Raw genomic sequence first — 13,683 nt, forward strand, 5'->3', positions numbered from 1 at the left:
TAGAAGCAACGGCTAAGATGGCAGGAATTGTACCGAATTAAGAACTAAATGGCAACCAATTTTTCATCTTGAACTAAAACAAAACAAAACGCATAGTCCATCGCTAATAATATCATAATGAATAATTAAATAAATACTTTTTGAAATTTTCTCTTTTCCCTATTCGGCTAACTATCTGATAATACAATTTTTTAAACTTCCACTCCAAGATTAAATATTTCATTCGTTGTAGTTAAGAATACCTTAAAAAAGAATTTTTTATGCTAAAATTGATTGTTTTTTAGGCTAAAAACAACATCTTAGCCAAGAACCAAACATTTTACAAAAATTCTTAATGACTCAACTCAAGTCTGGGCGTAAAATTACAAATCTGCTAGGATTAACAGTGTTTTTCACATAATTTGGAAAGGGTTTAATGAGTCTGCGTAGCTTTCTTATTGTAGTTTCATCATTGTTCTTAGGGTGTTCCATGGCTGCCAATCAAAAAATTATTTATGGCTATGTTGAAAAAGCAACCTTAGTTGATAAAAACATGATTTTATCGGCCAAATTGGATACGGGTGCAAAATCGGCTTCACTCAGTGCCGTCGACATCCACGAAATTGAAGAAGATGGAAAAGCTTATTTACGTTTTAAAGTTCCCGGTAAAGAAGGTGAAGTTGAATTTACTTGTGAGTACGTAGGTAAAGTCAAAATTAAGGTCCGTGCTGGAGAACATCTATCTTTACAACATCATGTAGAGCCTATAAAGCGCCCTGTTGTAAAAATTGATATTAAAATCGGCGATAAAATACGGACCATCCCTGTAAATTTAACAAATCGTAAACGCTTCAATTATCCTCTCCTACTGGGTAGAGATGCAATTATTGCTTTCGATGGTCTCATTGATCCACAACATGCCTTTTTAATTAAAACCGAAAAAGTTGAGAAAAAATGAAGTCAAATAAACGCCATGTTTATGGATTAATTCTAACTTTATTCATCGTTGGTACTGGCGTTTTCCTTTATCGCCACTTAATCCTTGATGTTCCCCTCACTGATACAGAAACAGTTAATAGCTGGATGGTTGAGGCTCATTTACGCTTTACTGCGGAACGTAATACTCCTGTAAAAGCGAGTTTTACAATTCCCTATATGCCACCCTATTTTGCCATTCTCGATGAATATTTTGTCTCGCACAATTATGGTGTCACCACCAATTTAAGCGGTTATAATCGAGTTACCGTGTGGTCTCTTCGACGGAGTAGTGGCACACAATCGCTTTATTATCGCGCGATTTTTCGCGAAACGGATAATAACGAATCCTCACTGGTCAAACCGCCTGCTGTCAAAGCACAGCCTTTAACTGAAAATCAAAAGGCAGCAGTGGATGCCATCACTAATCAAGTGCGCCAATCCTCAGCGGATATTCAAACTTTTGCGCAAGGTACAATAAAAGAATTAAACAAGCAGGATGGTAATGCGAAATTATTAGTTGGTAGTGATTTCACCGATGACAGCGTCATCAATGCAGCCATTATCGTATTAAATCAGGCAAAAATTTATGCAATGCCTGTGAAAGGTATTTATTTGAAACATCAAAACAAATCTGATTTTAAATTATTTATGGTTGTTTATAACGGCAAAGATTGGGTATACATTAATCCGCGAACAGGAAGTGCCGGTTTTCCCAAAGATTTCCTCGTTTGGCAATATGGATTTGATCCCGTCTTCAATGTCATTGGCGGAAAAAAACCTATTTTTAATTTAACAGTATCCCCGACGCCAATAAACGCACTGTCTATCGCAAAAGCACGCGGTGTACAAACAGATTCTCAACTACTTCGCTTCTCATTGTTGCAATTGCCTGTTAGCGTCCAGGAAACTTATAAAATCCTGCTTACTGTTCCTATCGGGGCGTTTATTATTTTATTGTTACGCAATTTTGTTGGCTTGAAAACTTTCGGTACTTTTATGCCGGTACTAATTGCACTAGCTTTTCGGGAGACTCATGTTATTTGGGGTATTACCTTATTTGTAATCATTGTCTCCTTTGGTCTTCTCGCGAGGTTCTATTTAGATCAGCTCAGGTTACTGTTAGTGCCGCGATTGGCAGCTATTCTTACTGTCGTGATTTTGCTAATGATTTTTATAAGCGTAATGAGTCAGAATCTAGGATTGGAATCCGGTTTATCCGTTGCATTATTCCCAATGGTCATTTTAACAATGACTATTGAGCGCATGTGCATTACTTGGGACGAGCGCGGTGCCTCTGAAGCCATTAAATCTGGCATAGGAAGTTTGATTGCTGCAGTCATTGCTTTTGGAGCAATGAATTATGAACCCATGCAATATCTAGTCTTCGCTTTCCCAGAATTGTTATTGGTATTACTTGCACTTATTTTATGGTTTGGCCAATATCGAGGTTATCGCCTTTCCGAATTGCTACGCTTTAAAGTCCTAGGCGGAGAGCGACTATAATGTGGAAGTTGTATCGTCGACTGCATCAGCGAGGAATTTTAAGCATCAATCGTCGTAATAGCGATTACGTTTTAAAATATAACGACCGCAAGCTTTATCCATTAGTTGACGATAAATTACAAACAAAAAAATTGGCTATTCAAGCCGGAATAGCTGTTCCTAAACTCTATGAGATTATAGACAGTGAACATCAGATAAAAAATATTGATAAGATTTTGGAACCCTATAAAGATTTTGTTATCAAACCTGCACATGGTGCTGGTGGAGATGGCATTATCGTAATCACCGATCGAGTTTTTGGTCGCTATCGCCAAATTAATGGTCGATTGTTCACTAGCCAAGAGCTTAGCTATCATCTTTCCTGTTTACTTACTGGTGCTTATAGCCTTGGCGGTCACAGTGACTATGCAATCATTGAACATCGCGTCGTCGTTGATCCTGTTTTTAAAGAAGTTAGCTATGAGGGAATTCCTGACATTCGGATCATTACTTTATTAGGTTACCCAGCAATGGCAATGGTTCGTCTGCCAACTCGGCAATCAGGCGGGAAAGCAAATCTTCATCAGGGTGCTATCGGCGTCGGTATTAATTTAGCAACGGGAAAAACGCTAGGTGGTGTATTTCAAAATGATGCTATTGATTACCATCCCGATACCTTAGGACCTATTGTGGATATCACTGTGCCTTACTGGGATAAAATTTTAGAAATTGCGGCAAGTTGCTATGAGTTAACTGGTCTTGGTTATTTGGGTGTCGACATTGTTCTTGATAAAGATCATGGTCCTTTAATGTTAGAATTAAATGCTCGTCCTGGATTAAATATTCAAATTGCTAATCGCGAAGGGGGTTTAAAACGTTATCAGAAAATTGAAGCACATGCAGCGAAGGGAAAAGAATCCGTTACAGAAAGAGTCGCTTATTCAAAACAAGAATTTGCACGGTAATTTAAGTTTTAAAAATGAAATAAGCAGCCCCCACCATACATAAACCGGCACAAAGAAAATTAAATCCTATTGGTTTATTCATATAGTAATAGGCGAAAAAAGCAAAAACACACACATTAATTATTTCCTGAATAATTTTTAATTGCCCTAAATCAAATTCTTTATAGCCAATTCGGTTGGCCGGCACTTGAAGTAAGTATTCAAAAAAAGCGATGCTCCAACTCACTAAAATGGCAATATACAACGGTTTATTATTGAGGTTTTTAAGATGACCATACCACGCGAAAGTCATGAAGACATTAGAACCTAATAGTAAAAAAATTGTTTTCATCGATTACTTCCCAAACAGGGTTCAAATATTGTAACGCATTCAACCCGCTATAAATGATTTTCCACAATTCATATGACCAAGCGTAGTTTTATTTAGGTGTGTCCAGACTGAAGTCATAGTACCATCTTCCTTTATATCCACCATGGCAACCCCAGTCTCCTCTTTATTTTTGGGATTCATAAAAATCAGCGAAAGATTGTGTTTCACGACATCATAGATGCCAGTTCCTAAATAAAACGTCCCATCATTGCATTTAGTAATTACATCATAGGTAGCCTGGGTCTTTTTTATATTCATTTTACAAAAAAAGACGAGCCCAGTATCAATCTCTGATCCCTTGCATTTGTACAGCCCAGTTATGTTGTTTGGATAACCATCAGCAAAACAGCCTGATGAAATTAGTAATAGGATTATTATTTTTTTCATTGTAAATCCATTCTCACTGATGCTTCACAACATTACTTATACCAGAATTATAATTCTATCAAAAGATTGAATGTATCGTGGCCTACCCCTTATTCTTTTAGGATAAAGCTTGTTAACTTTTTTTAATGGTCAGCGATTAATGATGTCTGTCGCAATTTATTGGCCGGGTTTTTATGGGGACAAGTAAGCCCGGCCGCTATCTTTAGCAGGTTGCACTTAGTAGGTTAATCTTGCATCAAATTTCTGTGAGTAACTCGGCATCACGCACTGATTAATTTGCTCTTAAACAAAAATGTTTTAACGTTTTTGCCTCAGCACCTTCAGGATGATTTTTAGCCAAATTTTTTAATCTTTCTATTTTTGAAGAGTTATCACAAAAAAACATGGGAAGTTTTTGAAAAAACGAAGCCCCATTGCGTGAATAACTATGCCTTACTAATGAGCCATTTTTTGCCAGAAGCGATTGGGTTATTTTGTTATTCAGTAAAGTAATTCCAGAAACATTTCCAGGGTTTGATAAAAGATGACCTAAGATGTGACTCACTATATCAAAAGATAGTTTTTTTTGTTTTACTAGAGATAACATTGGCAATAAGGCTCTTGCAAAAGAGGCTTCGCCGTTATGTGACAACTTTAGCCGACCGTTTTGCTCGAGAGGTTGTAAGCTTTTCAGTAACTGATCTCGTTCAGTCGTGGTTTTGTTAGTCAATAAATTATTCTTCCCTAAATTGATAATTACATTTGTTGGAATTGCTTTTAAAACACGCACCAAATCGCTTGCAGAAAGTTTATTTAAGGCATTATCGCTCAAATCGAGAGAAGTAACTGTTGCAGGGATTAAGCTCAAAATCTCGACTAACTCATCAGCCGATTTTTCACCCAAACCGTTCTGACTTAAATTCAGAGTGGTTATGTTTTTGGGAACTGCTGCCAAAATTTGACTCAATTCGGTAGCAGTTTTGAAATTAAGTTCATTCTCACTTAGATTAAGAGACGTCACTTGTGGGGAAATTGCCGTTAATATTTTGACCAATTTCGTAGCAGATTTAAGATGAAACTTATTCCTACTTACATTAAGAGAAACCACATGTGGAGGAATTGCTGCCAAGATTTTTACCAATTCTGCAGTAGATTTTAGATAAAGCTCATTCCCGCTGAGATTAAGAAAAGTCACATTTGGAGGAATTGCAGCCAGGAATTGGATCCATTCTGTTACGGATTTATAGTGAAGCCCATTATCACTCAAATTAAGAGAAGTGACAGTCGCAGGCATAGCTTTCATTGCTGCAGCCAACTCAGCACTGGATTTCAAGTGAAGACAATTCCCCTGCAGGTTAAGAGAAATGACACTCGCTGGAATCGCCGCCAAACCTTGAGTTAAAGCACCCAATTTAAAGTGAGGATTCCAGCTTAAATCAAGATGAGTTACACCTGCAGGAATTGCTGCCAGAATTTCGGCCAATTCGGGGCCGGCTCTGAGATTTAAATGATTTCCACTTAAAGTAAGCGAAGTTACATGCGCAGGAATCGCAGCCAGAGCTTTAGCCAATTCAGCGCTAGATAAGAGGTGAAATGAATTTTTACTTAAATTAAGAGAGGTTACATTTGAAGGAATGGCAGCAAAGACCTCAGCCAGTTCAGCACCTGTTTTTTTACCAAGCTCATTCTCGCTCAAATTAAGCAAAGTCACTCTCACAGGGATTGCTGCCAAGATTTTTGCCAACTCAGTACCGGATTTCATCTGAAGATCATTATCACTCAAATCCAAAGAGTGAACGCTCGCAGGAATTGCGGCCAAAATTTGAATCAATGCATGAACGCTAAATTTATCAAGAGAGTTCCGACTTAAATTAAGAAAACCTGCACTATGAGGAATGGCGGTCAAAACATGTGCTAGTTGAATACCAGGTAAGAGATGAAGATGATTGTTCCTCAAATTAAGTGAAGTTACGCCTCGAAGTCTTGCAAAAAGACGAGCCAATTTAGTACCAGGTATGCGACCAAGAAAGTTATCGCTCAAATTAAGAGAGGATACACCTTGAGGAATTTTGGAGAAGTCTTTGGTTATTGCGGCAATGGTTTTACAACCCAGATTTCTTATTTCGTAATGCACTATAAAGCTCCTTTTACCGTGATTGGACTCGCTCATTATATTGGATTATTTTTGTTCACACAACACAATAATTGATCTAAATAATATCACCTTAGGGGAAGATTGAGAAAAGTAATTCTGGGTGTGCATTAACATTTGATCTTGACAGCAGTGTAGGATGAATTGTCAATCACCTCAATTTTTTTCATTAAAAATCCTATAGTTACTCCGATTAAATCCACCGCATCTATTGAGAAAATCATACTCTTTGAATACCTGACCATTGCCCTATATAATCTAACTCATAAACAATTAAAGGTTGTCAAAAGCTCAACCAAAGCCAGGCTAGAATATCCATGTTTCAGTCAATTTTAATCATTGCCTTAATCACTTTTAGCACCATTGCTCAAGCAGCTTTACCTGCCGACGCTATACAGCGCTGTTTAGATGTCAGAAGGCTCGCAGACTTTACTACAAGACAGAAAATGGCCGCCAAAGAACCTGGGGTCCTGCGCTTTAAATTTCATAAAATTTCAGCATCAGAGCTACCATTCAATAATCCTGTGGGCAATATGGATGAAGTTATCACGGCATTGAATATTCAGATTGAAAACTGCAATAAAAGCCGTGGTGAATTTCAGACAGTAACTATTGCTGGTCATAAATTTAAACGTCAAGAATGGTGCCTCAATACCAACAAAAAAATGCTCACTCTTGCAAAAGCAGCTCACGGTGATTTTAAAAGATATTTATCCAGCATCAAAAACGAGTTTGACTGGTATAAAAGCGATGGCTGGCCTGAAAATCACGCCGGATTTAAAAAGGGTGAGTTTCAATTTACTGCCTATTATGCACCTGCTGCCGTAGAAGCGCGTACCAAACGTGGCGGATCATTTTTATACCCCATCTATAGTAACCCTGGTGTTGTGAGTGTGGCGTTGGAAACCAGGCGATTTAATTTGAAAGCCCCTCTTTGTGGGGTTGATCCATTCACCAAAGTGCCCCGTGGATTTTGTTTGAAAAATGACAAAGGGCAATACTCTGTAGCCCCAGACCGGGAAGAAATTAGTCGTGGAGCTTTACACCCCAAATATGTTATTGGCTATGTTAAAGACCCTAATGATCCAGATTTTTTGATGGTAGAGGGTTCTGGTTCATTAATTCTCGATGGTAAATTATTTCGTCTTAATTACGATGGCTACAATGGCAGACCACGCACCATGCTTGGCAGAATAGTTCAATGTGCCCAAGACCCAACTTGTGGGGGCAATCTTGATACCATGGAACGCTGTGCCAAAGATCCAAAATGTCATGATGAAGAAAAGTTACGCTGCAACGTATCAAAAGAAATTAGGCTAAGTGCTGCATCAGAAAAGCTAATTCGCCAATATTTGGATCATCCTCTTAACCGCGATAAAGCCGCCAACTTGCGAAACCGCGATCAAAGCTTTGTATTTTTTGCTAAAGAATATGGCGGACCTTATGGTTCAGAAAATATTTCTCTAACCCCACACGTTTCATGCGCAACCGATCACAAAGTGATTCCTATTGGAATGAATTTTATCTATAGTTGTAAAAATTCCACCTCATGGTGTGTAGCCCAAGACGCAGGTGGCGCTATTATGGGAGCTCACGTTGATGTCTACAAAGGTGAGGGGGATTTAGCGGGCATAGAAGCAAATGCGCTAAATAACGTAGGCTCTTTGTTCGTGGCATTGCCTAAACGTTAAACTCAGGCAACCCGTATCATTTACACTAAATCCGTGTTGCCTCATTGAGACATATAGCCTACTTGAAGGCCTTATTTTATTTCTTTAAAAATAACGATTTGGTTGCGACCTAAATTCTTCGCTTCATAAAGCGCCTGATCGGCCTGGTTCACTATTTCATTCATACTATTAGCTTGAGACACTTGAGCAATGCCAGCACTAAATGTTGTAAAAAAGTTAGTGTTTGGAAAACAGTAACTCGAAAATTGTAGTCTTATCTCCTCTATAATTTTTTTACTTTGGTGTGCAGTGGTTTGAGGCAATAGAATAGCAAACTCCTCACCACCATATCTGCCAATTATATCTTGATTACGTAAACGTAAGGTTAGTAGCGTTGCCAATTTTTTAATAACTGTGTCTCCAAAAGGATGACCATAGTTATCATTAACTTTTTTAAAGTTATCAATATCAACCATTACTAAAGATAAGATTGAATTGTTTTGTTTAGAATAATCTAACTCAAGTTCTAAGCGCTTTAAAAAGCTTGAATGATTCAATAATCCAGTCAAACTATCAGTCGACATATAATAATTTAATACACCAGCTCTTTGCGAGCGTACCCTCACCGCGGACACCAAGTGAGCAGGAGTGATGGGTTTAGTTAGAAAGTCATCACCCCCGACACTTAAAGCAGTCATCTGCTTACGTTTATCATGCTCTGTGGAAAGAAAAATGATGGGTATTCTATTATATTTGTCTTCCTTACGTAGTACTAAAGCAAGCTCTAATCCAGTACATTCAGGCATATAAATATCCATTAAAATTAAATCCGGGCGGAATTTTTCAAGCTGCTTAAAAATATCCATAGGATTGTTAATAGCTTTAGCAACCATTCCTGCTTGTTTTAAAATTAAAGAATAATATTCTCCAAGAGATTCAGAGTCATCGACTATCAAAATTCTAAACGGAATATTTGTCTCAAAGCTGCATTTTTGATTAATAACTTGCATCAAATGAAATATATCTACTGGCTTCTGAAAAAAAGCACTGCAGCCTGCTCGTACAGCAATTAAACGTGGTGCCAGTTGTGAATTTGGAACAATACAAAATAAATGTAGAGGAGCATTTTGTTTTTTTAGAAGATTGGTTAATAATTTTTGTTTATCACTACTCATTAAATAATGAGTATCAACCAATAAAGCTATGGATTGATGTCGTTCAATTTTATTTTCTAATTCACTTAAATCAGATAACAGTTCAGGAGAATAACCTGCCTGACTAAGTATGCCTCCAAGCTCTTCTGCAAACGATTTTTCCTGCTCTAAAATATAGATGACCTTATTTTCTGTGATTTTTGTTTCCAGGATTGATGAAAACATTTTAGGTGGTGGTAATTCTAACTTTTCCTTTAGCTTAATTAATAAATGAGAGATCGTTTGCTCTTCTTCCTCATTCAAACTGGAGTTATCTAATATATTTTTTAAATAAATCTCTAATTCTCGTGCTGCTTTACTTAACTCTGTATATCCGTAAGTTCCTGCAGAACCACATAAACTATGTACATAGCGATGAAACACTTTAAATTTTTCATGATCAAAGCAATCCATCTGCTCCTGCCAAGCCTGCTCTATCTGCTCAATTTTATTCGGTAAATTTTTTGAAAACCCTATAAAGAGTTCGTGTAATTTATTCGCTATTTTTTCCATGATATTGATTCCATATTCTATGAAGTTCAGCCGCCAGTATCATGGGATCAAATGGCTTGGCAATAATGTTAACAACGCCCATTTCCTTGTATTCCTCAATTTCATTTGCTTGAATTTTAGCAGTCATAAAAATAGCTGGTATTGAGGAAAAACCTTTTACTTGCCTTAATTCGGAGAGTGTAGTTGGTCCGTCTTTTAAAGGCATCATCACATCAAGAAGTATTAAGTCAGGAATAAAAGTTTGAGCTATGGACAAAACCTCTTCACCATTGGTGCAATATTTTACTGAAAATCCGCCGATATCTTCTAAGGCAATTTGCGCAATTAATCTGATATCTTCTTCATCCTCAGCATATAAAATATTTTTAAGTTTCTTTGTCATTTCTATCCTTTTATTCAAAAAATTACCCCTAAAAAATTTTCTTACAACAGATTAGCAATTGTTTTTAGTAAAACCTCATTAGATGACTTTGATTTAATTAATGCATCACTGACATATTTCGCATAGTCTTGACTTAGCTCTAGATTTGAAAGTACTAATACTGGAAAATGATACTTAGCCAACCAAGGTAAAATATCTACTCCATTACCATCTGGTAATAACAAATCTAAAATAACCAAGTCGTATCTTCTTTGCTGCAGCATTTCTTTGGCTTCCCGCAGATTATCTGCAGTCATTATATTTGCGTGTTTATTTAATAAAACTGTCATAAGATGCTGCTGATCATGGTTATCTTCAATGTAAAGGATATTTGGCTTATTATTGCTATCTATGTTTTTTATTTTACTAATTGCAGTTAATAATTTATTAAAGTCGATTGGTTTATCTAACCAATCGACTACTCTGATTGCATCACCGTTTAATAAAGTACGTCCTGTTTGAGCCATCACTGAAAGAACAATGATTTGAATGTCTTTCGTCTCTCGATTTGAACGTAGCTCGCGAATAAACGATACACCGTCCTGATCGGGTAAAACCAAATCTAATAACAAAGCCTCATAGTGATTTGACGTTAATAATTTCTTTGCTTCTTTAGCAGTATGCGCAATATTAGCAACATATCCTGCGGACTCTAAAAGCACTTTTAAGTAATTTGCTTGATCTTCATCGTCTTCACAAATTAATAATTTTTTATCAGCAAATATCTCTTCGTTACTAAATGATGTATCGCAAACAGGGCTTTGAATCAGGGGTAGATCAAAATAAAACGTCGTTTTTTCAGGTGTACTCGCAAAATTTATCTGTCCACCGAGTTTTTCTATAATTGCCTTGCTAATATTAAGACCAAGCCCTGTCCCACTTTTTCCACGAGTATTTGAGGCATCCGCTTGAGAGAATTTTTGAAAAATACGTGGCCTGAATTCTATGGGAATTTCGGGGCCATAATTGCTGACAGAGCAACGCACGATTCCATTTTGTTTTTGAATCGAAATTTCAACCTTATTTCCTTTCTCTGAGAATTTGCAAGCGTTTGAAATCAAATTATTTAATACTTGAATTAGTCGGTCTGGATCAACTTGTATTGGAAATGACTCGTCAGGACTAAGGAGATTAAATTTAACGCCATATTTTTCAGCATACATTTTGTTACTTTCAACCGCCTCATTCACCAATGTTTGTAAATCCGCTTCGATTAATTGAAACTCCATTTTTCCTGCTTCTATTTTTTCTATATCGAGAATATCATTGATTAATAAAAGTAATCGTTCACAGTTGTTGTTTGCGATTTCTAATAGTTTTTTTGCTTTATCAGAAAATCCTCCCATCACACCACTGACTAACAATCCAAGTGAACCTCGTATCGAGGTAAGTGGGGTTCGTAATTCATGACTCACAATAGAAACGAATTCTTTTTTTAATTTTTCTGTTCTTTTTAATTCAGTCACATCATGAATAACGGTTAAAGCTCCAAGCCGTTTGCCGCTTGCATTAAGAATTTCTTGACCATCAATTACAACATCATTTACTAAATTATTATTAAATTTAATTAGTAAAGGTAACTCTTGAATTTTTTCGCCTTTTAGCACTCTCTTTAGTGGTAATTTTTCATCTAAAATTTTCTCATTATTAACTGAGTACATGCTAAAATGCTTAGGAAGATCATCGACGTATTTCCCTATAATATTTGAAGACATTTTCTTATTCAGTGAATCATTCACCATGGTTATTTTTCCCATAGAATTACAAGCGATAATACCGTCCTCTAAATTGTTTAACATCGCCTTTAAAAATTCTTTTTCATTACTAATCATTTTCTTATAAGTACTGGTTGTTAACGCTAAAATTAAAATCAAAATTGTTGTTCCAGCAACAAAGAACGGTAAATAATTCGTTGTAATTATCTGCATACCCGAGAACATATGGTGAGTAGTAAGAGGAGTAAAGACAGAGGCTTCCATGCCAGTATAGTGCATGCCGCAAATAGCAACCCCCATAATTAATGCACTAACCAGTTTAAAATGAAATTGTTGGCGATTGGTCCCTTTATTACTGCGCAGCGCTAGCCAAAGTGCTGCTTCAGCCGCAACAATTGCTATAATAATTGAGAGTACGAACAAACCGGGTAAGTAGTGTATGTTGACATGAGTTTTCATGCCTTCCATACCCATATAATGCATTGTGGCGATCGCCAAACCTATTATTATACCGCCAAGACCTAAATGAATTAATGAATAATTCTTTTTCTGCAAAATGAAAAGAGCTAATGCTGAAGCAAGTATAGCTGCTAACAAAGAGGCCGCTGTCCAGGTAAACTCATACCTCATCGGCATAGGCATAATAAAAGCCATCATACCCACGAAATGCATAGACCAGATACCTAAGCCCATAGCAATAGCACCGCCAATTAGCCAAAAAATTCTCGCTCTTTTGCGACGCTCAGCACGCAAACTTCCCACCAAATCCAAGGCAACATAGGAGGCCAGGACGGCAATAATATAAGAAAGAATGACCAATTTAATATCATAATGCCCGCTAATCGCGTTATTTGGAATTGTATCCAGCTGAAACCAGTTACCTAAGTTCATATAAACGTCCCTGCCTGTACTACTTAGTATTTGGTTACTATTTATTATAGGCCATTAGTCTATTGAAGTAATTACTATATTAATAAAGAAAAAGTTATGTTTTTTAGCGCATTGTTCAGTGATTGAGATAACAATCAACACAATAAAATCATTTAAGATTATAATGGCGGAACTAAGTTCAAAATGATTGATACAATGCAGAACGAACTAAATATTCATTACACTTATAATTACAAACAACCGGACGAGTATCATTTCAGCCTTGATTCAATTCACCTTGCACAATTTGTCGCAACACAATTGAAATCCTGCAAAAATCTTTCTTCACTAAAGATATTGGATCTTTGTGCAGGCTGCGGAGTCATTGGGATTGAGCTATCGTGGCATCTGCAAGAAATCCGACACATTGATTTTATTGAGATTCAGGATATTTATACGGACTATTTTTATCAAAATATAGCTAACGTTAATCGACCTGAGCTCAACTTTCGTTGGTATCTTCTAAATTATGATGAATTACAAGAAAAAAAATGGGAAGAACAATTTGATGTGATTATCAGCAATCCCCCCTATTTTCTGCCAGACCATGGAACACTCTCTCCGTCCCAATTTAAAAATCGTTGTCGATTTTACCTAGACAGTTCCTTTCAGAGTTATATTCGGGCGATAGAAAATTCGCTGACAAACAAAGGAAAAGCGTACTTTTTATTACGTCCATTGAAACATCACGGTCTTGATTTATTTTTTGATGTACAAAAAATCCTACGGGGAACTTCAGTAACAGTACAAAAAATATCGCATATTCGCGGTACCGACATTATTTTATTAGAAAAACTGAAAATATAGTTACACTAGTATAGGCGTGGTTGCAAAAATCGGGTTACATTAGCTAGTTGACTCTAAGGTTGGTGATATGTCTTCATCTGTAACTCAGTTTGACTTATTAGTTGTTTTGAAAAGTTGGAATAACTCATTTCATAAACTCATC

11 protein-coding genes are annotated in these 13,683 nt (G+C 36.7%); 5 read left to right on the forward strand and 6 right to left on the reverse strand.

Going from position 1 to position 13,683, the window contains the following annotated elements:
- Positions 1-415 precede the first annotated feature (415 nt).
- From LHA_RS14645 to LHA_RS14655, 3 genes are read left to right on the forward strand one after another with little or no spacing between them, the layout of a single operon-like run.
- Positions 416-937 (forward strand): ATP-dependent zinc protease family protein, encoded by a 522-nt coding sequence (locus tag LHA_RS14645; protein ID WP_045107206.1) that lies wholly within the window; start codon positions 416-418, stop codon positions 935-937.
- Positions 934-2,460 (forward strand): inactive transglutaminase family protein, encoded by a 1,527-nt coding sequence (locus tag LHA_RS14650; RefSeq protein ID WP_045107207.1) that lies wholly within the window; start codon positions 934-936, stop codon positions 2,458-2,460. Before LHA_RS14645 ends, LHA_RS14650 begins: the two co-directional genes overlap by 4 nt.
- The gene (locus LHA_RS14655) at positions 2,460-3,404 is read left to right on the forward strand and encodes an alpha-L-glutamate ligase-like protein (RefSeq protein WP_045107208.1); all 945 of its coding nucleotides are present in this window, start codon (positions 2,460-2,462) and stop codon (positions 3,402-3,404) included. Before LHA_RS14650 ends, LHA_RS14655 begins: the two co-directional genes overlap by 1 nt.
- Before the next feature lies 1 nt (position 3,405).
- Here the strand turns inward: LHA_RS14655 and LHA_RS14660 are convergent, their stop codons facing one another.
- The 3 genes from LHA_RS14660 to LHA_RS16250 all read right to left on the reverse strand — a co-directional run bounded on the left by LHA_RS14660 (position 3,406) and on the right by LHA_RS16250 (position 6,274).
- Positions 3,406-3,735 carry a DMT family protein gene (locus tag LHA_RS14660; RefSeq protein WP_045107209.1) on the reverse strand — a complete coding sequence of 110 codons (330 nt, stop codon included), beginning with the start codon at positions 3,733-3,735 and terminating at the stop codon, positions 3,406-3,408.
- 39 nt (positions 3,736-3,774) lie between these two features.
- On the reverse strand, positions 3,775-4,161 hold the full coding sequence (locus LHA_RS14665; RefSeq protein ID WP_045107210.1) for a hypothetical protein: 387 nt from the start codon (positions 4,159-4,161) through the stop codon (positions 3,775-3,777).
- Positions 4,162-4,432: 271 nt separating this feature from the next.
- Complete coding sequence (locus tag LHA_RS16250) at positions 4,433-6,274, reverse strand: leucine-rich repeat domain-containing protein (protein ID WP_052673739.1); 1,842 nt, start codon at positions 6,272-6,274, stop codon at positions 4,433-4,435.
- Between the two features lie 335 nt (positions 6,275-6,609).
- On the opposite strand from LHA_RS16250, the gene LHA_RS14680 reads away from it, so the two are divergent.
- Positions 6,610-7,983 carry an MltA domain-containing protein gene (locus LHA_RS14680; RefSeq protein ID WP_045107211.1) on the forward strand — a complete coding sequence of 458 codons (1,374 nt, stop codon included), beginning with the start codon at positions 6,610-6,612 and terminating at the stop codon, positions 7,981-7,983.
- Positions 7,984-8,054: 71 nt separating this feature from the next.
- Here LHA_RS14680 and LHA_RS14685 read toward each other — a convergent pair whose 3' ends face one another.
- The 3 genes from LHA_RS14685 to LHA_RS14695 are packed head-to-tail and all read right to left on the reverse strand — an operon-like array spanning position 8,055 to position 12,695.
- Positions 8,055-9,668 carry a diguanylate cyclase gene (locus LHA_RS14685; protein ID WP_102046670.1) on the reverse strand — a complete coding sequence of 538 codons (1,614 nt, stop codon included), beginning with the start codon at positions 9,666-9,668 and terminating at the stop codon, positions 8,055-8,057.
- Entirely contained in the window at positions 9,649-10,050 is a 402-nt protein-coding gene (locus LHA_RS14690) for a response regulator (RefSeq protein WP_045107213.1), read from the reverse strand. Before LHA_RS14690 ends, LHA_RS14685 begins: the two co-directional genes overlap by 20 nt.
- A gap of 41 nt (positions 10,051-10,091) precedes the next feature.
- Positions 10,092-12,695 carry an MHYT domain-containing protein gene (locus LHA_RS14695; protein WP_045107214.1) on the reverse strand — a complete coding sequence of 868 codons (2,604 nt, stop codon included), beginning with the start codon at positions 12,693-12,695 and terminating at the stop codon, positions 10,092-10,094.
- Positions 12,696-12,878: 183 nt separating this feature from the next.
- Here LHA_RS14695 and LHA_RS14700 point away from each other — a divergent pair, with 183 nt between their 5' ends.
- Complete coding sequence (locus LHA_RS14700) at positions 12,879-13,541, forward strand: methyltransferase (RefSeq protein WP_045107215.1); 663 nt, start codon at positions 12,879-12,881, stop codon at positions 13,539-13,541.
- The last annotated feature ends 142 nt before the right edge of the window (positions 13,542-13,683 follow it).

The sequence above is a fragment of the Legionella hackeliae genome (assembly GCF_000953655.1).
Classification (GTDB): domain Bacteria; phylum Pseudomonadota; class Gammaproteobacteria; order Legionellales; family Legionellaceae; genus Tatlockia; species Tatlockia hackeliae.

Bases quoted from the DNA above. Each gene is read 5' to 3' on its own strand.
- LHA_RS14655 (WP_045107208.1), top strand. From the start codon at position 2,460: ATGTGGAAGTTGTATCGTCGACTGCATCAGCGAGGAATTTTAAGCATC.
- LHA_RS14660 (WP_045107209.1), bottom strand. From the start codon at position 3,735: ATGAAAACAATTTTTTTACTATTAGGTTCTAATGTCTTCATGACTTTC.
- LHA_RS14700 (WP_045107215.1), top strand. From the start codon at position 12,879: ATGATTGATACAATGCAGAACGAACTAAATATTCATTACACTTATAAT.
- LHA_RS14645 (WP_045107206.1), top strand. From the start codon at position 416: ATGAGTCTGCGTAGCTTTCTTATTGTAGTTTCATCATTGTTCTTAGGG.
- LHA_RS14685 (WP_102046670.1), bottom strand. From the start codon at position 9,668: ATGGAAAAAATAGCGAATAAATTACACGAACTCTTTATAGGGTTTTCA.
- LHA_RS14695 (WP_045107214.1), bottom strand. From the start codon at position 12,695: ATGAACTTAGGTAACTGGTTTCAGCTGGATACAATTCCAAATAACGCG.
- LHA_RS14665 (WP_045107210.1), bottom strand. From the start codon at position 4,161: ATGAAAAAAATAATAATCCTATTACTAATTTCATCAGGCTGTTTTGCT.
- LHA_RS14680 (WP_045107211.1), top strand. From the start codon at position 6,610: ATGTTTCAGTCAATTTTAATCATTGCCTTAATCACTTTTAGCACCATT.
- LHA_RS14650 (WP_045107207.1), top strand. From the start codon at position 934: ATGAAGTCAAATAAACGCCATGTTTATGGATTAATTCTAACTTTATTC.
- LHA_RS14690 (WP_045107213.1), bottom strand. From the start codon at position 10,050: ATGACAAAGAAACTTAAAAATATTTTATATGCTGAGGATGAAGAAGAT.